The sequence below is a fragment of the Micromonospora sp. II genome, assembly GCF_001709195.1.
GTDB classification, from domain to species: Bacteria; Actinomycetota; Actinomycetes; order Mycobacteriales; family Micromonosporaceae; genus Micromonospora; species Micromonospora chalcea.
Genome location: NZ_LYXF01000035.1, coordinates 315,586 through 333,736 on the forward strand (window position 1 = coordinate 315,586; position 18,151 = coordinate 333,736).

General features: G+C 71.8%; 18 protein-coding genes and 1 pseudogene. 16 read left to right on the forward strand and 3 right to left on the reverse strand.

From position 1 onward, the window contains the following. Positions 1 to 134: 134 nt before the first annotated feature. Positions 135 to 830, forward strand: a complete 696-nt coding sequence (locus A8711_RS19370) for a 1-acyl-sn-glycerol-3-phosphate acyltransferase (RefSeq protein WP_043329411.1) — start codon at positions 135 to 137, stop codon at positions 828 to 830. A 3-nt stretch (positions 831 to 833) separates the two neighbouring features. Here A8711_RS19370 and A8711_RS19375 read toward each other — a convergent pair whose 3' ends face one another. After that, on the reverse strand, positions 834 to 4,382 hold the full coding sequence (locus tag A8711_RS19375) for an adenylate/guanylate cyclase domain-containing protein (protein ID WP_233607754.1): 3,549 nt from the start codon (positions 4,380 to 4,382) through the stop codon (positions 834 to 836). 59 nt (positions 4,383 to 4,441) lie between these two features. Here A8711_RS19375 and A8711_RS19380 point away from each other — a divergent pair, with 59 nt between their 5' ends. Then, on the forward strand, positions 4,442 to 4,684 hold the full coding sequence (locus tag A8711_RS19380) for a hypothetical protein (protein WP_043329413.1): 243 nt from the start codon (positions 4,442 to 4,444) through the stop codon (positions 4,682 to 4,684). Positions 4,685 to 4,746: 62 nt separating this feature from the next. Here the strand turns inward: A8711_RS19380 and A8711_RS19385 are convergent, their stop codons facing one another. Further along, positions 4,747 to 5,439 carry a Crp/Fnr family transcriptional regulator gene (locus A8711_RS19385; RefSeq protein ID WP_013287664.1) on the reverse strand — a complete coding sequence of 231 codons (693 nt, stop codon included), beginning with the start codon at positions 5,437 to 5,439 and terminating at the stop codon, positions 4,747 to 4,749. Between the two features lie 248 nt (positions 5,440 to 5,687). Here A8711_RS19385 and A8711_RS19390 point away from each other — a divergent pair, with 248 nt between their 5' ends. The 4 genes from A8711_RS19390 (at position 5,688) to proC (ending at position 8,856) form a co-directional block, all read left to right on the forward strand. After that, complete coding sequence (locus tag A8711_RS19390) at positions 5,688 to 6,191, forward strand: polyadenylate-specific 3'-exoribonuclease AS (protein ID WP_069089003.1); 504 nt, start codon at positions 5,688 to 5,690, stop codon at positions 6,189 to 6,191. Positions 6,192 to 6,247: 56 nt separating this feature from the next. After that, complete coding sequence (locus A8711_RS19395; protein ID WP_069089004.1) at positions 6,248 to 6,751, forward strand: pyridoxamine 5'-phosphate oxidase family protein; 504 nt, start codon at positions 6,248 to 6,250, stop codon at positions 6,749 to 6,751. A 179-nt stretch (positions 6,752 to 6,930) separates the two neighbouring features. Beyond that, positions 6,931 to 7,959 carry a 6-phosphofructokinase gene (locus A8711_RS19400; RefSeq protein WP_043331080.1) on the forward strand — a complete coding sequence of 343 codons (1,029 nt, stop codon included), beginning with the start codon at positions 6,931 to 6,933 and terminating at the stop codon, positions 7,957 to 7,959. Between the two features lie 78 nt (positions 7,960 to 8,037). Then, positions 8,038 to 8,856 carry a pyrroline-5-carboxylate reductase gene (gene proC / locus A8711_RS19405; protein WP_043331082.1) on the forward strand — a complete coding sequence of 273 codons (819 nt, stop codon included), beginning with the start codon at positions 8,038 to 8,040 and terminating at the stop codon, positions 8,854 to 8,856. Between the two features lie 3 nt (positions 8,857 to 8,859). Here the strand turns inward: proC and A8711_RS19410 are convergent, their stop codons facing one another. Continuing rightward, a complete protein-coding gene (locus A8711_RS19410; RefSeq protein ID WP_223201362.1) occupies positions 8,860 to 9,582 on the reverse strand; it encodes a YoaK family protein in 723 nt (240 codons plus the stop codon). Positions 9,583 to 9,597: 15 nt separating this feature from the next. On the opposite strand from A8711_RS19410, the gene A8711_RS19415 reads away from it, so the two are divergent. From A8711_RS19415 to A8711_RS19460, 10 genes and pseudogenes are all read left to right on the forward strand, one after another. Continuing rightward, positions 9,598 to 9,840, forward strand: coding sequence for a hypothetical protein (locus A8711_RS19415; protein ID WP_069089006.1), 243 nt, complete (start codon positions 9,598 to 9,600; stop codon positions 9,838 to 9,840). A 93-nt stretch (positions 9,841 to 9,933) separates the two neighbouring features. Continuing rightward, a complete protein-coding gene (locus tag A8711_RS19420) occupies positions 9,934 to 10,236 on the forward strand; it encodes an urease subunit gamma (protein ID WP_064445193.1) in 303 nt (100 codons plus the stop codon). A 43-nt stretch (positions 10,237 to 10,279) separates the two neighbouring features. Next, positions 10,280 to 10,615, forward strand: a pseudogene (locus A8711_RS19425) (urease subunit beta); the annotation flags it as partial. Positions 10,616 to 10,799: 184 nt separating this feature from the next. Beyond that, positions 10,800 to 12,518 carry an urease subunit alpha gene (locus A8711_RS19430; protein ID WP_043329421.1) on the forward strand — a complete coding sequence of 573 codons (1,719 nt, stop codon included), beginning with the start codon at positions 10,800 to 10,802 and terminating at the stop codon, positions 12,516 to 12,518. A gap of 59 nt (positions 12,519 to 12,577) precedes the next feature. Then, positions 12,578 to 13,141 carry an urease accessory protein UreE gene (gene ureE / locus A8711_RS19435; RefSeq protein ID WP_013475749.1) on the forward strand — a complete coding sequence of 188 codons (564 nt, stop codon included), beginning with the start codon at positions 12,578 to 12,580 and terminating at the stop codon, positions 13,139 to 13,141. Between the two features lie 17 nt (positions 13,142 to 13,158). Continuing rightward, positions 13,159 to 13,836 carry an urease accessory protein UreF gene (locus A8711_RS19440; protein ID WP_233607755.1) on the forward strand — a complete coding sequence of 226 codons (678 nt, stop codon included), beginning with the start codon at positions 13,159 to 13,161 and terminating at the stop codon, positions 13,834 to 13,836. A 31-nt stretch (positions 13,837 to 13,867) separates the two neighbouring features. Continuing rightward, a complete protein-coding gene (ureG, locus tag A8711_RS19445; RefSeq protein ID WP_013287653.1) occupies positions 13,868 to 14,497 on the forward strand; it encodes an urease accessory protein UreG in 630 nt (209 codons plus the stop codon). Continuing rightward, entirely contained in the window at positions 14,494 to 15,417 is a 924-nt protein-coding gene (locus tag A8711_RS19450; RefSeq protein WP_043329422.1) for an urease accessory protein UreD, read from the forward strand. Before ureG ends, A8711_RS19450 begins: the two co-directional genes overlap by 4 nt. 18 nt (positions 15,418 to 15,435) lie before the next feature. Beyond that, entirely contained in the window at positions 15,436 to 16,506 is a 1,071-nt protein-coding gene (yut, locus tag A8711_RS19455) for an urea transporter (RefSeq protein ID WP_051611418.1), read from the forward strand. Continuing rightward, entirely contained in the window at positions 16,484 to 18,124 is a 1,641-nt protein-coding gene (locus A8711_RS19460; protein ID WP_069089008.1) for an ammonium transporter, read from the forward strand. The genes yut and A8711_RS19460 overlap by 23 nt, the downstream gene beginning before the upstream one ends. The last annotated feature ends 27 nt before the right edge of the window (positions 18,125 to 18,151 follow it).

The window sequence follows — 18,151 nt, forward strand, 5'->3', positions numbered from 1 at the left end:
CACCCGGTTCCGGGAGTGCGTTGTGGCGTGCCGCTCGTCGTTCGTACCCTCTTCCCGGACTCCTCCGGGCGCCGACGGCGCCTCCGGGGCCACGCGGCGACCCGCCCGCCGCCACCGACACGGGAAGGACGCCGGTGCTGTACTGGCTGCTGAAGTACATCATCCTCGGCCCGCTGCTGAGGCTGATCTTCCGCCCGCAGGTCGAGGGACTGGAGCACGTGCCGGACACCGGGCCGGTGATCCTCGCCAGCAACCACCTCTCCTTCTCGGATTCGATCTTCACTCCGTTGATCGTCAAGCGAAAAGTCACATTCATCGCCAAAGCCGAATACTTCACGGGTAGGGGCCTCAAGGGCTGGCTCACCAAGATGTTCTTCGTCGGCTCCGGCACCATCCCGGTCGACCGCTCCGGCGGCCGGGCCGCCCGTGCCGCCCTCGACACCCAGCTGTCGGTGCTGCGGGCCGGCGGCATCGCCGGCATCTACCCGGAGGGCACCCGGTCGCCGGACGGCCGGCTCTACCGGGGCAAGACCGGGGTGGCGCGGCTGGCGCTGGAGAGCGGCGCCCCGGTGGTCCCGATGGCCATGCTCAACTCCGACGCCATCCAGCCGACCGGGCAGATCATCCCCAACCTGGGCCGGGTGCGGATCCGGTTCGGGCCGCCGCTGGACTTCTCCCGCTACGCCGGGATGGCCGGTGACCGGTTCGTCGAACGGGCCGTCACCGACGAGATCATGTACGAGCTGATGGAGCTGTCCGGCCGCGAGTACGTCGACACGTACGCGCAGAAGGCCAAGGGCGCCGGGGCGCGCCAGCCGGTACCGGCCTGACCCTCAGCCCGCCCCGGCGATCCGCAGCAGCCCGCCCGCGGCGTGCCGGTCGGCGAACGCGCGTACCCGGGCCAGCGTCGCCGCCGCGGCCGGCGGGTCCGCCTCGGTCAACGGCCCGACCGCCAGCGCGGACGCGATCATCTGGTCGGTCACGTCGGTCATCTCCGCGTACCCCTCGGCGGCGGTGGTGAGCAGCCGGCCCGCCCGCGCGGCGTCCCCGGCCCGCCGGGCCAGCGCCGCCTCGGCCGACCCCCCGGCCGCCCGCGCCCAGCGGGTCACCCGTGGCGCGTGGGCCAGCAGGTCGCGCACCAGCTCCGCGGCGTCGCCGCCGAGCAGCGCGGCGACGTGACCGACCGCCGGCACCCACTCGGCGAACGGGATCATCTTGGTCTGCCGCCAGTCCTCGTCCAGCTCGGTGAGCAGCGCCATCGCCTCGTCCCGGCGGCCCTGCACGGCGCGGCAGAGCGCCGCGTGCGCCAGCGTGGAGCGCAGCACGCGCTGGAAGCCGCTGCGCCGGGCCGCGACGAGCGCCTGGTCCACCAGGTCCTCGCCGGCGCCCGGGCCGGCCGGGTCGTCGCCGAGCGCCCGGATCCAGCCGGACACGGCCACGATGTGCAGGTCCCACTCGTCGGTCGGGCGTCGCGTCGACCCCTCGGCCATCCGCAGCGCCGCCGTCCAGTCCCCGCTGTAGTACGACTGGGCCCACTGGTCGCTGAAGCTCACCGTCAGCGCGTGCTCGCCGGCCAGGTCCAGGGACCGCTGCTCGTCGACCAGCCGGGCCGAGCCGGTCAGGTCGCCCTCCTCCTGCAGCACCCAGGCCAGGTTGTGCACCGCGCGGCGGCGGCTGGTCAGCCGCTCCACCCGGCACTCCTCGGTCACCTCGGCCAGTTCCGCGTACGCCTCCTCGGCGCCGGCCTGGTAGCGGACCACGGCGAGCGTGATGCGCGCGTTCGCCCGCGCCTCGGGCAGCCCCAGCCGCTCGGCCAGCTCGGCGGCGCTGCGCGCGGCCACGCACGCCGGCTCGGTCTCCGCGTCGAGCATGTGCGCCCGGGCCAGCTCCAGCAGCACGCCCACCTTGTCCTCGCTGTCCGGCAGCGTGGCGTGCAGCCCGATCGCCTGATCCAGGCAGCGCATCAGCTCCGAGCGGTCGGCCCGGGCGAAGGCCGCCGTGGCCAGCAGCCGCCACGCCTTCGCCGCGCCGGGCCGGTCACCGGCGTCGGCCAGCCGGCCGGCCAGCGTGGTGAGCAGCGCGGTCCCGCCGCCGTCGAGGAACCCGTCGCGGTCCCGGTAGAACGCCAGCTCGGCCTGGAACAGCTCCAGCGCCGGGTCCGGTCCGCACTCCACGCTCAGCGCGCGCTCCACGAGCGTGGCAGCGGTCTCCAGCGCGTGCAGCTCGTACGCCCGGCGGGCGGCCCGGTGCAGCGCGGACCGGGTCGCGGCGGCGTGCGGGGCCTGGTCCAGCCCGACGGTACGGGCGATCTCGTGCGCCGCCCACCTGTGGTTGGCCAGCACCTCGGCCCGGTCGTGCTGCCGGCCGTCGGCGAGCTGCTCCAGCCAGTCGGCGGTGCGCTGGTGCCGGGCGACCCGCTCGGCCCGGGGCAGCCGCTGGTAGCAGACGTCCCGGACCAGCACGTGCCGGAACCGGTACTCGGCCTGGCCGGGCATGGTCGAGACGGGCAACTCGTAGACCAGGTCCCGGCGCTGGAGGTGGTGCAGCGCGCGCTCGACCCACTCCGTCGGGCGGCCGAGCGCCAGCGCCACCGGCGCCGCCCAGAACTGCACGCCCACCACCGAGGCGGCCTGGAGCACCGCGCGGTCGGCCGGGTCGAGCAGGTCCAGCCGGTTGGCGATGACCGCCTGCACGGTACGCGGCATCCCGGCGACCCCGGCCGGGTCGACGAGCGCGAGCCCGGCGGTCCGCTCGGCGAGCCCGCCGTCGAGCAGCATCCGCGCGTACTCCTGTGCGTAGAGCGGGTTGCCGTCGGCGAACTCGATCAGCGGCGCCCGCGCGTCCTGCGGCAGCGTGGCCTGGCCGAGCAGCAGCGAGTAGAGCGTGTCGATGTCCCCGTCGTGCATCGGCGGCACCGAGATGGACATCGCCCCGCTGATCGTGCCGGTCCAGGCCGGGTGCCGTTCGCGCAGCTCCGGCCGGGCGGTCGCGACGACGAGCAGCGGCACGTTGCGCGCCGCCGCGCCGAGCTGCTCGACGAAGGACAGCATCGCCTCGTCGGCCCAGTGCATGTCCTCGAAGACGAGCACCGTGGGGCCGGTCGCGGCCAGGGCGAGCAGGAAGCGCCGCCACGCCGCCTCGGTCTCGGCCGAGGTGAGCCGTTCGCCGGAGACGCCGACGAGCGGGCCCAGCGCCTCGGCCAGCCGTACCGCGTGCGGCTCGGCGAGGCGGCCCAGCCGCTCGCGCAGCCGGTCCCGGACGGTGGCCGGGTCGTCGGCGCCGGTCAGCCCGGCCCAGCTGCGGACGATGTCGGCGAGCGCGGCGTAGGTGACGTTCTCGCCGAACGGCGGGCACTGGCCGGTCAGCCAGGTGACCCGGGCGCCGGGCAGGCTGGCGGCGTGCCGGGCCAGCTCGCGCAGCAGCCGGCTCTTGCCCACCCCGGCCGGGCCGAAGACGGTGAGCAACTGCGAGGTGCGCTCGGTCAGCGTGCGGTGCAACGCGCTGACCAGCAGGCCCCGCTCGTGGTCCCGGTCGACCATCGGGGTCAGCTCGGCGGTCTGCCCGTCGCGCCGGGGCCGTGCCCGCACGGCCAGCCAGATCCGGCTCACCGTGGACCGGCCGCGCAACGTCACCGGCGGCTGGTCCGCGTACTCCATCTCGCGCCGGGTGGCCGCCCACGTGCTCTCGTCGACCACCACGCCGCCGACCGGGGCGAGCGCCTGCAACCGGCTGGCGGTGTTCACCACGTCGCCGGTGACGAACGCCTGGCCGCCGTCGCGCGCCGCGGCCAGGTCGACGAGGGCCTCGCCGGTGGCGATGCCGACCCGGAAACCCAGCGGCGGGTGCGGCCCGGCCGGCTGGCGGGCCAGGCTGCGCTGCAGCTCCAGCCCGGCGCGTACGCAGCGCAGCGCGTCGTTGTCGGTGGCCACCGGCGCGCCGAACAGCGCCATGACGGCGTCGCCGATGTACTTCTCCACCACGCCGCCGTACTGGTGCACCAGCCGGCGCACGGTGGCGAAGTAGACCTGTTGCAGGCTGCGTGCCTGCTCCGGATCGGCCCGCTCGGCGTACGTGGTGAAGTCGACGATGTCGATGAAGAGCACGCTGACCTGCCGGCGGTCCTCCTGTACCGCCACCGCGTGGTCGCGCAGCGGCTGACCGCAGTTGGTGCAGAAGTTCGCGCCGGTGTCGTTGGCGTGCCCGCAGCCCGGGCAGGACGCCGCCAGCGGACGGCCGCACCCGCCGCAGAAACGGTCGTCCGGCCCGGCGGTCCGGGCGCAGTGTCCACAGGTGAGGTCGATGTCCGGCTCCGTACGCGTGAGGTCCCCAGTGTCCCGCGCGGCCGCCGCAGTCGGGTACCCGACGGGTCGGCGGGACGTCACGGCTGTTCGGCCGGGTCTAGTCTCCCCTAGCAGGAAGTCCCGTCGACAGGGAGATTGCCGTGCACGTCCGGCTGTCCGCCTCATGGACCGATCCACGGGGGACGGTGTGGGCCGTCGGCGACACGGTCGACGTGGACGCCGTAACCCTCGCCGAACTGGAGGAAAAAGGAATGGTGGAGCAGCCCGCGGGTAGCGGATCGACCGAGACCACGACCACCACGACGACCCCGCCGAAGAAGACCGACCCCTCGAAGATCGGCCCGGGCCCGAGCGCGCCCCCGGCCGACAGCGACAAGGACTGACGGTCCGACCACGACGACGCGGGGGCCGGCGGGACGACCGCCGGCCCCCGCGTCGTCGTCGCTCAGCGGTCGTTCATGCCGGCCCGGCGGCGCAGCGCGGCCACGTCGGTGACCACGATGCGGCGCCCTTCGGTACGCAGCCAGCCCCGGCTGGCGAACGAGCCGATGGCCTGGTTGACGCTCTGCCGCGAGCCGCCGGCCATCTCGGCGAGCTGGCTCTGGTTCAGCTCGATGGTGATCATCGGGGCCTGGCTCTCGCCGGCCAGCCGGACCAGCGTCTTGGCCACCCGGCCGGGCAGGTCGAGGAAGACGTGGTCGGCGTTCTGCTCGGTGAGCCGGCGGATCAGCTGGCCGAGCGAGCGCATCACCGCGTCCAGGATGCGCGGGTTGGAGTGCACCAGCTCCATGAAGGCGGGCCGGGACAGCGCCAGCGCGGCGCAGTCCTCGATCGCCTCGGCCGAGGCGGACCGGGTGGAGGCGTCCAACAGGGACACCTCGCCGAGCACGTCCGGGGGTCGGATCACCGACAGCACCGCGCGCTCGCCGGTCGGCGCGGTACGGAACACCGCGACCGCGCCGCGGCGCAGGACGATCAGCGACTCGCCGGGGTCGTTCTCGACGAAGAGCAGCTGCCCCTTGCGGTAGGTGCGCGGTACGGCCGCGGCGATGACCCGCTGCCGCACCTCCGGCTCGAGCCCGGCGAACATCTCCACGCCCGTGAGCGCGTCACCCGGCTCCGGCAGGCGAGACTCCACGGCTCAACCCCTCCCCGGTCAGAAGTCACGACTCGCACACCGGGTGAAGCTGTCAGTCCCGGTACGAAGGCAGCTCAACCGGTTCGGCGCCCGACGGCGGTACACATCAGATCATGACGGTCCCGTCGCGTGCTGTACACCCCCGGAGACACTTCCGTGACCATGGCCCGGCCGTGTCCGGCACGCCGCCGACCTCGGCGGACGCCCCGGCGGGCGGTCCCCGGCGGTGATGGGCGAGGATGAGGGCGATGGTCTACCGCTATTTCTACGACTGCGAATTCATCGAGGACGGCCGGATCGTCGACCTGGTGTCGATCGGCGTCGTCGACGAGTACGGCCGCGAGTTCTACGCGGTCTCCACCGAGTTCGACGACTCCCGGGCGGTGCCCTGGGTGCGACGCAACGTGCTGGACAAGCTCCCCTCGCCGGCCGACCGGGCCTGGCGCTCGCGCGCGCGCATCCGTGACGAGCTGCACGACTTCCTGCTGGAGCCGGTGCGGGACCGGCCGGGCGAGCAGCTGGAGCTGTGGGCCTGGTACGCCGCGTACGACCACGTCGTGCTGGCCCAGCTCTGGGGCGCGATGCCGGCGCTGCCCCGGGAGATCCCCCGGTTCACCAAGGAGCTGCGTCAGCTCTGGGACGACCGGGGGCGTCCCCGGCTGCCGGACGCCGAGGCGGACCGGCACGACGCGCTCGTCGACGCCCGGCACAACCTGGCTCGGTGGCGGGCGATGACCGCGCGGGAGGTTTGACCCGTTCCGGCCCGGGCACCGCAGCGGCATCACGCCGATCTGAGACAGGAGTGCCCATGAGCAACGAGCCGACCACCGCAGCGGACGCCCGCCGCCGGGTCACCGAGCTGATCCGGGACGCCCGGATCTGCCTGCTCACCACCACCGGCGTGGACGGGCGGCTGGTCAGCCGGCCGATGGGGCTGCAGGAGGCGGAGTTCGACGGGGACCTGTGGTTCTTCGCGTACGCCGACTCCGCCAAGATCCGGCAGATCCGGGTCAACCCCCAGGTCAACGTCGGTTTCTCCGACCAGCGGCACCACGCCTGGGTGTCGGTGGCCGGCACCGCCACCGAGGAGTGGGACCCCGAGCGGGCGAAGGAGCTGTGGAACCCGCTGCTCAAGGTGTGGTTCCCGGACGGTCTGGACACGCCGGGGATCACGTTGATCAAGGTGCACGCCGGCTCGGCGGAGTACTGGGACTCGCCCGGCAGCACAGTGGTGAACCTGCTCGGGTTCGCCAGGGCGGCGGTGACCGGCAAGCCGCCGAAGGCGGGGGAGAACCACGAGGTCAGCTACTGACGGGTAGGGCCGTCCGTCGTCCGGAACGGCCCGGGGTGCGGTGTCGGCGTACACCTGTGGCGACTACAGTGCGCACTGACGGCCCGCCCCGGGCCGGCAACGGCGCCGATGGTCTGATCTGACACATATCCTGGGGCTTATCCGGGCTTCACCTGATGCTCCAGGAGGATGAGCAGATCATGCGTATCGGCGTGCTCACCGGCGGCGGCGACTGCCCAGGTCTCAACGCGGTGATTCGGGCGGTGGTCCGCAAGGGCGTCGCCACCTACGGTCACGAGTTCGTGGGCTTCCGGGACGGCTGGAAGGGCCCGCTCGAGGGCCTGACCAAGCCGCTGGGCATCCCCGAGGTGCGCGGCATCCTGCCCCGCGGCGGCACCATCCTCGGCTCGTCCCGCACCAACCCGTTCAAGATCGAGAACGGCGTGGAGCGGATCAAGGAGAACCTGGCCGCCCAGGGCGTGGACGCGCTGATCGCGATCGGCGGCGAGGACACGCTCGGCGTCGCCACCAAGCTGCACGAGCTGGGCGTCCACGTCATCGGCGTGCCGAAGACGATCGACAACGACCTGGGCGCCACCGACTACACGTTCGGCTTCGACACCGCGGTGAACATCGCGATGGAGGCGATCGACCGGCTGCACACCACCGCGGAGAGCCACCACCGCACGCTCGTGGTCGAGGTCATGGGCCGGCACGCCGGCTGGATCGCGCTGCACGCCGGCCTCGCCGGTGGCGCCAACGTGATCCTGCTGCCGGAGCGGCAGTTCGACGTCGAGCAGGTCGCCGGCTACGTCGAGAAGCGCTTCCAGCACCAGTACGCCCCGATCGTCGTGGTCGCCGAGGGCGCCCAGCCGCTGGACGGCCAGATGGTGCTGCACAACCAGGAGCTGGACGCGTTCGGCCACGTCCGCCTGGGCGGCATCGGCCAGTGGCTCGCCGAGCAGCTGGAGGCGAAGACCGGCAAGGAGGCCCGCACCGTGGTGCTCGGCCACATCCAGCGCGGCGGCACGCCGACCGCGTTCGACCGGGTGCTCGCCACCCGGCTCGGCCTCCACGCGATCGACGCCGCGAACGAGGGCGACTGGGGCAAGATGGTCGCGATGCAGAGCACTGACATCGTCCGGGTCCCGCTGGCCGACGCCACCCGCGAGCTGAAGACCGTGCCGCTGGAGCGGTACGCCGAGGCCGAGGTCTTCTTCGGCAGCTGATCGACGGCGCACGGCGTGGCGGGCCGGTGATCCGGCCCGCCACGCCACGCCCACGTGACCCGGGAAGGGGTACGGCTGATGGCACGCGAGGTGCACACGGTCGCGGTGATCGGCGCCGGCAAGATCGGTGAGCTGATGCTGTCCGGGCTGCTGCGCTCCGGCTGGCCGGTGGAGCGGCTGCTCGCCACCGCGCGCCGCCCGGCCCGGGCGAAGGAGCTGGCCGACCGCTACGGCGTACGTGTGGTGGACAACCTCACCGCGGTGACCGAGGCCGAGGTGCTCGCGGTGTCGGTCAAGCCGCAGGACGCCGCCGCGCTGCTGGACGAGATCGGCCCGAAGGTGCCGGCGGACAAGCTGGTCATCTCGCTCTGCGCCGGCCTGCCGACGGCGTTCTTCAACCGACGGCTGCCAGAGGGCACCCCTGTGGTCCGGGTGATGACCAACACCCCGGCGCTCGTCGACCAGGCGATGAGCGCCATCTCGGCGGGCGCGTACGCCACCGGTGAGCACCTGGCCCTGGCGGAGGAGATGTTCTCCCCGCTCGGCTCGACCGTCCGGGTGCCCGAGTCGCAGCAGGACGCGGTCACCGCGCTCTCCGGCTCCGGTCCGGCCTACTTCTACCTGCTGGTCGAGGCGATGATCGACGCGGGGATCCTGCTCGGCCTGCCGCGCCAGGTGGCGCACGAGCTGATCGTGCAGACCGCGATCGGTTCGGCGGTGATGCTGCGCGACTCCGGCGAGCACCCGGTGAAGCTGCGCGAGGCGGTCACCTCGCCGGCCGGCACCACCATCTCCGCGGTCCGCGAGCTGGAGAACCACGGCGTACGCGCGGCCATGCTGGCGGCGCTGGAGGCGGCCCGGGACCGGGCCCGGGAACTCGCCGCCCAGGCGGACTGACGCTCAGCCGCGACGCGACGCCGGCCGCGGATGCCGCCGGAGCAGCAGGATCAGCACGGCCAGGGCGAGCGTCCCCCACAGTGGCACCCAGCGGGGCCGGTGCTGGGCGAGCGTGCCGACCGCGCCACCGACGCTGTAACTGACCAGGGCGAGCAGCCCGAGCAGGGTGCCCCGCCGGGCCCGGGCCCGGCCGGCGGCGGGGCCGAGCAGCCAGCGGGCGGCCCGCTCACCGGTCTTGGTCGTGGTGCCCGACTGGTAGGTGATCGGCGTGGCGATCCCCGTGGTACGGCTCGCCAGCGTGGTCAGGCTGCCCATGGCGGCCGCGCCGGCGGCGGCGAGCAGAACCCGGGACGCCGTGCCGTCCCGGCCGTACGCGAGCGCCAGGTTGAGCGCCGCCCAGACGATCATGGCGGCCTCGGTGACCGCGATGTCCACCAGCGGCGCCGACGTCGGCCCGGTGCGGCCGCGGAGCAGGCTGACCAGCCCGGCGGCGGTGGCGAACGCGACGATCGAGGCCGCGGAGACCGGCCACGTGGAGTGCCCGCCGGCGGGCCCCATGCCGAGGAAGATGGCGTTTCCGGACTGGTTGGCGACGAACGCGCCGTATCGCAGGAACGCGAAGGAGTCCAGCGCGCCGGCGGTGACGACGGCGAGCACCAGCGCCGCGAGCGGGCGCCGGAACTCGCGGTAGGAGTCCGCGGGGTCGTACGGCGCCGACCGGTTCACCCGTCCCCCGTTCGTGTGCAGGAGCAGCCCCGGCAGTTTCGCTGTCGGGCCACCGCGGCGAACCTACTATATGTCGCATATGTAGGGTTTAGGGCGCTTCGCAACGCGGCGACCGGACGCGCGGCCGGCCCCTGGGGCGCCGGGTACCTGATCACGCAGTTCTTCCTGAGCCTGCTCGACGCGCTCGGTCGCTCGGGCGTGTTCGCGCTGTTCGCCGCCGACTACGACCGGCGGCGGCGGGCGCACGCCGGTTCCTGAAATCTCCCTGAACGGCTGCGGCTGCACCAAACCGCTCTTACCGTGACGTAATAGCTGAAACCGTACAAAGCGTGCGGACGAAGGGATCGCGAAGTGCATCTCACGCCGAAGGAATTCGACAAGCTGACGATCCACTCGTTGGCGATGGTCGCAAACGCCCGCAGGGCGCGCGGGGTCAAGCTCAACCACCCCGAGGCCGTGGCGGTGATCTGCGCCGCGGCGCTCGAAGGCGCGCGCGAGGGGAAGACCGTCGAGGAGGTCATGAACGACGCCAGCCACGTGCTCACGGCCGACGACGTGATCCCCGGCGTGGCGGACATGATCCCGATGCTCCAGGTCGAGGCGGTCTTCACCGACGGGTCACGGCTGATCACCGTCCACTCACCCATCCAGTAGAGCAGCGACCGGAGGCCACGGTCTCCGGCAGAGCGGGGGCGACATGGCGAAGCAACACCCGGGACCGAACTCCAAGCACCTTCGGCCCATCGGCGGCTACAAGCTCAGCGACCAACCTCTGGAACTCAACGCCGGGCGGCCGGTGACCGAGGTGGTCGTGCACAACACCGGTGACCGGCCCATCCAGGTCGGCTCCCACTTCCACTTCTTCGAGGCCAACCGTTTCCTGGAGTTCGACCGCCCGGCGGCGTTCGGCAAGCGGCTGAACATCCCGGCCACGACCTCGATCCGGTTCGAGCCCGGCGACCGCAAGACAGTGCAACTGATCCCGTACGGCGGCTCCCAGCGGGTGTACGGCTTCAACGGACTGGTCCAGGGCTGGACCGGCGACGGGCCGATCCCCGGATACCGGCCGGACCGGGCCGAGGCGCTCCACCAGGCCCAGACGCGCGGCTTCAAGACCACGTCGCAGGACCAGGACCAGGGCAAGGGTCAGGACCAAGGCAAGGGCAAGGGCAAGTAGCCCGCCACTCTCAGACGCGCCAGAGCTGGAGCGATAACGCATGAGTCAGATCTCACGGCAGGAATACGCCGGAATGTACGGCCCGACCACGGGCGACCAGATCCGGCTGGGTGACACCGACCTCTACATCGAGATCGAGAAGGACCTGCGGGTCCTCGGTGACGAGGTGATGTACGGCGGTGGCAAGACCCTGCGCGACGGCATGGGCAGTGCCAGCCAGGCCACCAGCGCCGAGGGCGTGGTGGATCTGGTGATCACCAACGTGACAATCGTCGACGCGCTGCTCGGCGTGGTCAAGGCGGACGTGGGGATCAAGGACGGCAGGATCGCCGGGATCGGCAAGGCCGGCAACCCCAACATCATGGACGGGGTGACCCCGGGCCTGGTGACCGGGCCGGGCACCGACGCGATCTCCGGTGAGCACCTGATCCTGACCGCCGGCGGCATCGACGCGCACGTACACCTGGTCACTCCGCAGCAGGTGTACGCCGCGCTCAGCAACGGCGTCACCACCCTCTGGGGCGGCGGCACCGGGCCCAGCGACAGCACCAACGGCGTCACCATCACGCCCGGCCCGTGGAACATCCACAACATGATGCGGGCCTTCGAGAACCTGCCGATCAACATCGGCCTGCTGGGCAAGGGCAACAGCAGCGGCCGGGCGCCACTGGTCGAGCAGATCATGGCCGGGGTGCCCAGCTTCAAGATCCACGAGGACTGGGGCGCGCCGCCCGCGGTGATCCGGTCCTGCCTGGCCGTCGCCGACGAGTACGACGTCCAGATCAGCATCCACACCGACACGCTCAACGAGAGCGGCTACATCGAGGACAGCATCGCCGCCTTCGAGGGCCGGACCATCCACACGTTCCACACCGAGGGCGCGGGCGGCGGGCACGCGCCGGACATCATCAAGGTCGCCGGCCAGATGAACGTCCTGCCCGCGTCGACCACGCCCACAGTGCCGTACGGCATCAACAGCCAGTCCGAGCTGTACGACATGATCATGGTCTGCCACAACTTCAACCCGAAGGTGCCCTCGGACGTCGCCTTCGTGGAGAGCCGGATCCGCACCGAGACCATCGCCGCCGAGGACGTGCTCCTCGACGAGGGCGTCATCTCGATGATGCAGAGCGACTCGCAGGCCATGGGCCGGGTGGGGGAGACCTGGCTGCGCACCGTCCAGCTCGCCGGGCAGATGAAGAACGCCCGCGGCAAGCTGGCCGAGGACTCCGACGCCAACGACAACTTCCGCGTCCTGCGCTACGTCGCCAAGATGACCATCAACCCGGCGATCACCCAGGGCGTCTCGCACGTCATCGGCTCGGTCAGCCCGGGCAAGCTCGCCGACCTGGTGCTCTGGGAGCCCGCGTTCTTCGGCACGAAGCCGAAGATGGTGCTCAAAGGCGGCATGATCGCCTGGTCGATCATGGGCGACCCGAACGCCTCGCTGCCCACCCCGCAGCCGGTCTACTACCGGCCCATGTTCGGCGCCACCGGCTCCCAGCTCGCCAAGAACTGCGTGACGTTCGTGTCCCGGGCCGCGCACGAGTCCGGTGTGGCCGAACAGCTCGGCCTGCAACGGCAGGTCATGCCGGTCTACGGCTGCCGCAATCTGACCAAGCGCGACATGGTGCGCAACGACCGTACGCCGAAGCTCGAGGTCGACCCGGAGACCTTCGCCGTGAAGATGGACGGCGTGCACGCCACGGTGCCGGCGGCCAAGAACCTTCCCCTCAGCCAGCTCTACTTCTTCAGCTGACCCGGCGCGGCACCCGCCCCCGGCCGGGCCGGCGGCGGGGTCGCGTGAAAGGAGAACACATGCTCGTCGAAACGGTACTCGGCAACGTGAACGAGCCGGCCTGGACCGAGCGGCTCCGGGAGGCCAAGGTCGACGACCTGGTCCTCGACCAGTGGGACGCCCAGAAGAGCCGGCTGCGCCGGACCACGAGCCTCGGCACCGAGCTGGCGCTGTCCCTGGCCCGCGGCGTACGGCTGCGCGACGGCGACGTGCTCGCCTGGGACGACGCCACGGCGACCGCTGTGGTGGCCCGGATCGCGCTCGGCGAGGTGATGGTCGTGCACCTCGACACGCTGCACGGCGAGTCGCTGGACATGGTGATCCGTTCCGCCGTCGAACTCGGCCACGCGATCGGCAACCAGCACTGGCCGGCGGTGGTGAAGGGCACCAAGATGTACGTCCCGCTGACTGTGGACCGCAAGGTCATGGACTCGGTGATGCGGACACACGCGTTCACCGGCCTCACCCACGAGTTCATCCCCGGCACCGAGATCATCGCGTACCTGGCCCCGCACGAGTCGCGGCGGCTGTTCGGCGGGGCCGACTCGACCCCGCACACGCACCTGCCAGCCGACCTGAACTGAGGGCCGGGGTGTCCACGGTGCCCGAGGCCCTGAAGCTGCTCCAGTTCGGCGACTCGGTCTTCCCGGTCGGCGCGTTCTCCTTCTCCAACGGGCTGGAGACGGCGGTCGAGCACGGCGCGGTGCACGACCGGACCACGTTGCAGGAGTTCGTGCGGACGGTCACCCGTGCCGCCGCCACCGGTGACGGGGTGGCGCTGCTCGTGGCGCACCGCGCCGCGCGTGCCGGTGACCTGGACCGGATCCGGGCGGCCGACGAGGCCGTACACCTGCGCAAGATCAACGAGGAGACGCGGACGATGACCGTCCGCATGGGGCGCAAGCTGGCCGAGGCCGCCGAACGGGTGGTGGGGGAGTCCCTGCTGCGCAAGCGCGTCGCGGAGAGCGGCGGCGGCGTCCCGGTCACCTACCCGGTCGCGCTCGGCGTGCTCTTCGCCGAACTCGGCGTGGGCGAGGCGGACGCGTTCGCCGCCCACCAGTACGGCGCGGCCTCCATGGTGCTCGGCGCGGCGGTCCGGCTGATGCGGGTGGACCACCTCGACACCCAGTCGATCCTCTTCGCGGTGAACGAGCGGGTCGGCGAGGACTACGAGGAGGTGCGCACCGCCGGGCTGGACGACATGCAGAGCTTCGCGCCGCACCTCGACGTGCTGGCCGGCGCGCACCAGCACGCACACGTACGCATGTTCATGAGCTGAGCGCTCACCCACCTGAAGGGCTTCTTCGAAAATGAAATCAGCGAGTCGGATCGGCGTCGGCGGCCCGGTGGGCAGCGGCAAGACGGCCATCATCGAGGCCGTCGTGCCCCGCCTGGTCGAGCAGGGCCTGCGCATCCTGGTCATCACCAACGACGTGGTCACCACCGAGGACGCCAAGCACGTCCGCCGCGCCCTGACCGGCGTACTGGTGGAGGAGCGCATCGTCGGCGTGGAGACCGGCGCCTGCCCGCACACCGCCGTCCGCGAGGACCCCAGCATGAACCTCGCCGCGGTGGAGGACATGGAGGCGCGGTTCCCGGACAGCGACGTCGTGCTCATCGAGAGCGGCGGCGACAACCTCACGCTCACGTTCAGCCCCGCGCTCGTCGACTACTTCATCTACGTGATCGACGTGGCGGCCGGCGACAAGATCCCGCGCAAGAACGGTCCGGGCATCTCCAAGTCCGACATCCTCGTGATCAACAAGACCGACCTGGCCCCGTACGTCGACGCCGACCTGGACGTGATGGCCCGCGACGCCGAGCTGATGCGCGGCGGCAAGCCGTTCGTGTTCACCAACTGCAAGACCGGCGAGGGCATCGACGACCTGGTGGACCTGGTCCGCCGCAACGCGCTGTTCGACGCCGAAGTGCTGGCATGACCACTCTGGACTCGGTCCGGGAACTCGCGCCGTACCAGGACCAGCCGGCGCAGCTGCCGGCCGCCGCGAACGGCAAGGTGGGCATCCTCCGGCTGGGGTTCGAGTGGCGCGAGGACCAGGACCGGACCATCCTGCGCGACGTCTTCCGGCAGTCGCCGCTGCTGGTGCAACGCGCGCTGTACTGGGACGAGGAGATGCCGGGCCTGCCCTGCGTCATGATCCTCACCACCTCCGGCGGCGTGCTCCAGGGCGACCGGCTGAGCATCGACGTCGACCTGGGGCCGGGCGCGCAGGCGCACCTGGTCACCCAGGCCGCCACCAAGATCCAGGAGATGGACGCCAACTACGGCACCCAGACCCAGAGCTTCACCCTGGCCGAGGATGCCTACCTGGAGTTCCTGCCCGAGCCGGTGATCCCGTTCCGGCGCAGCCGGTTCGTCTCCGACACCGTGGTCCGGCTCCCGGAGACCGCGACAATGCTGTACGCCGAGGTGCTCCAACCCGGCCGCAAGTACTACCGCGACGGCGAGATCTTCGCGTACGACCTGTTCTCCACCACGCTGCGGGCGCACCGGCCCGACGGACGCCCGTTGTTCGTGGAGAAGTTCGTCATCACTCCCGGCCGGTTCCCGGTGACGCGGATCGGCATGATGGACCGCTTCCACGTCTTCGGCAACGTCGTGCTGCTCACCGACCCGGACCGGGCGGCCCGGGTCTTCGAGCGGACCGCGACGCCGGTGTGGGACGAGCGGACACCGCTGGCCACCGCTGTCAGCCGACTGCCCAACGACGCCGGCCTGGTGTTCAAGGTGCTCGGGCAGGAGACCGAACCGGTCCGCGCCGCGGTACGCGCGTTCTGCACTGCCGCCCGCGAAGAGGTGACCGGCTGCACCTTCCCGCCGGTCTTCAGCTGGCGTTGAGGCGAGGAGAACAGCGGCATGGCCGACATCGGACGTGGCTGGCACCGGCTGGCCGACCGGAACCCGGCGGTCGGATTCGTCGACGCGAGCCTGCGCGGCGCCGCGCAGGTGGTGCTCCAGAACAATCCGCTCAGCGGCCTGCTCATCCTGATCGCGCTGGCCTGGGGCGCGTTCGAGAACGGGACGCCCCGGGTGTTCGGCGGCGGCGTGCTCGGCCTGGTCGTGGGCACGGCGACCGCGCTGGCGCTGCGGGTCGACATGTCCAGCTGGCGCAAGGGCCTGTTCGGCTTCAGCCCGCTGCTGACCGGCCTCGCGGTGCCCACGTTCCTCGACCAGCGCCCGCTGATGTGGCTCTACCTCGTGCTCGGCGCGATCGGCACGGTGGTGGTCACGCTCGCCCTCAACGCCGTGTTCAAACGCTGGAACCTGACCGCCTACACGTTCCCGTTCGTGCTCACGACCTGGTTCCTGCTGATGGCGGCGTACCAGTTCGACAGGTTCACGGTGCTCACCAAGCTGACGCCGAAGTTCCCCGGTGAGGGATCCCTGACCGGCGGCACGTTCGACTGGGGCCTCATCCCGGTCTTCTTCAAGGGCGTGTCCCAGGTCTACCTGATCGAGAGCTGGGTCACCGGCCTGCTCATCCTCGTCGCCCTGCTGATCAACTCCCGGTGGTCGGCGCTGTTCGCGGTGATCGGCGCTGTCGGCGCGACACTGCTGGCGCTCTGGTTCGGCGCCGACGGCGCGTCCCTGGACAAGGGGCTGTTCGCCTTCAACGCGGTGCTGACCGCGATCGTGGTGGGCGCTGTGGCGCACCGCCCCGGCGCGCTGGTCACCGTCTACACGCTGTTCGGTATCGCGCTGACGCTGTTCGTGCAGATGGCGCTGACCACCATGCTCACCCCGCTCGGCATCCCGGTGCTCACCGGGCCGTTCAACATCGCCACCTGGCTGTTGCTGCTGCCGGACCGGCACTTCGCGCCGGTGCCCAACCACGAACGGGTCAGGGACACCGTGATGCACACCGTCCGCGACTCCGTCCACCTGCGAGAGAAGGAGGGAAACCGTGTCCGCTCCGAACGCGGGTGACACCGCCTGGGTGCTCGTCTGCGCCGGCTTGGTCCTGTTCATGACACCGGGGCTCGCCGCGTTCTACGGCGGCATGGTCCGCACCCGCAACGTCCTGGCGATGTTGCAGCAGAACATGATCGCGCTGGGCGTGGTCAGCCTGACCTGGGTGCTCGTCGGCTACACCATCGCCTTCGGCGACGACGCCGGCAGCGGACTGTTCGGCAACCTGGAACTGTTCGGGCTCGCCGACCTCAAGGTGCCGCCCGCGCCCAACCTGCACGTGGTCGACGGCCGGATCACCATCCCGACGCTGGCGTTCGTACTGTTCCAGATGATGTTCGCGGTGATCACGCCGGCGCTCGTCACCGGCGCCACCGCGGGCCGGCTGCGTTTCGGCGGCTGGGTGCTGTTCCTCGCGGTCTGGTCGGTGGTGGTCTACGCGCCGATCGCGCACTGGCTCTGGCATCCCGGCGGATGGCTGGCGAAGTTCGGCACCCAGGACTGGGCCGGCGGTCTCGTCGTGCACGCCAGCGCCGGCGCCGCCGTCCTCGCCGTCCTGCTCGTCGTCGGCCGCCGCCGGAACTGGCCGCACACCGCCGCGCCACCCAACTCGATCCCGCTGACCATCGTCGGCGCCGGCATCCTCTGGTTCGGCTGGTTCGGCTTCAACGGCGGCGACGGCCTCCAGGCCAACGGCCTGGCCGCGCAGGCCGTCCTCAACACGCACCTGGCCGCCGCCGCGGCGATGCTCGTCTGGCTGGCGCTGGAGCGCGTCACCGACGGACACAGCACCGTCGTGGGCGCGGTCTCCGGCGCGGTCGCGGGCCTGGCCACTGTCACCCCGACCGCCGGGTACGTCAACGCGGCCTCGGCCGTCGCGATCGGCGCGCTGGCCGGCCTGGTCTGCCACTTCGCGCTGAAGCTGAAGTACCTGCTGCGCCTCGACGACGCGCTCGACGTGCTCGCCGTGCACTTCGTCGGCGGCATGCTCGGCACGCTCCTGCTCGGCCTGTTCGGCAACCGCGGGGTCAACCCGCTCGGCGCGGACGGGCTGTTCCTCGGCGGCGGGGGCGGCCTGCTGTGGCGCCAGCTCGTCGGCGTGGTGAGCGTGGTCGCGTTCTCGTTCGTCCTGACCTGGCTGATCGCCGCCGGGGTGCAGGCACTCATCGGCCTGCGTGTGCCGCCGGCCGATCAGGAACGCCTGGACCAGGCGCAACAGGGCGCCGACGCCTACCACCTGGGCGGGGTCACCAGCCTGACCGCGCCGGGCGCGCCCCGCCGCCGTGCCGCGGCGGCGCCGGCCGGCGAACCAGCAGTGCCACCAGGCCAGCGGGTACGGGTGGTCACCGCGCTGCTGGAACCGGATCCGGCGGCGAACAGCGCCGACCTGCGCGACGCCCTGCTTGCCGCCGGCGCGATCTCGGTGATCGTCAGCGACGCCGCCGTGGCGACGACGACACCGCAGGCGAGCCTGCTGCCGCGTGGTTACTGGCAGGACCAGCCCCTCGCCGCCCGGCTGCGGGTCACGGTGCTGGTGGGTGCGGACGGGGTGGCGGCGGTGCTGGATGAACTGGACCGGATGGGGGCCAGGCGGAGCGACACGTTCGTGCAGGAGGCGGAACGCGTCCAGTCCTGACGGTCCGTCGACCGATGCCGGCGGACA

Coding starts and splice junctions, on each gene's coding strand:
- A8711_RS19390 (WP_069089003.1), top strand. CDS start 5,688: ATGGTCTACCGCTATTTCTACGACTGCGAATTCATCGAGGACGGCCGG.
- A8711_RS19395 (WP_069089004.1), top strand. CDS start 6,248: ATGAGCAACGAGCCGACCACCGCAGCGGACGCCCGCCGCCGGGTCACC.
- A8711_RS19400 (WP_043331080.1), top strand. CDS start 6,931: ATGCGTATCGGCGTGCTCACCGGCGGCGGCGACTGCCCAGGTCTCAAC.
- proC (WP_043331082.1), top strand. CDS start 8,038: ATGGCACGCGAGGTGCACACGGTCGCGGTGATCGGCGCCGGCAAGATC.
- A8711_RS19430 (WP_043329421.1), top strand. CDS start 10,800: ATGAGTCAGATCTCACGGCAGGAATACGCCGGAATGTACGGCCCGACC.
- ureE (WP_013475749.1), top strand. CDS start 12,578: ATGCTCGTCGAAACGGTACTCGGCAACGTGAACGAGCCGGCCTGGACC.
- ureG (WP_013287653.1), top strand. CDS start 13,868: ATGAAATCAGCGAGTCGGATCGGCGTCGGCGGCCCGGTGGGCAGCGGC.
- A8711_RS19450 (WP_043329422.1), top strand. CDS start 14,494: ATGACCACTCTGGACTCGGTCCGGGAACTCGCGCCGTACCAGGACCAG.
- yut (WP_051611418.1), top strand. CDS start 15,436: ATGGCCGACATCGGACGTGGCTGGCACCGGCTGGCCGACCGGAACCCG.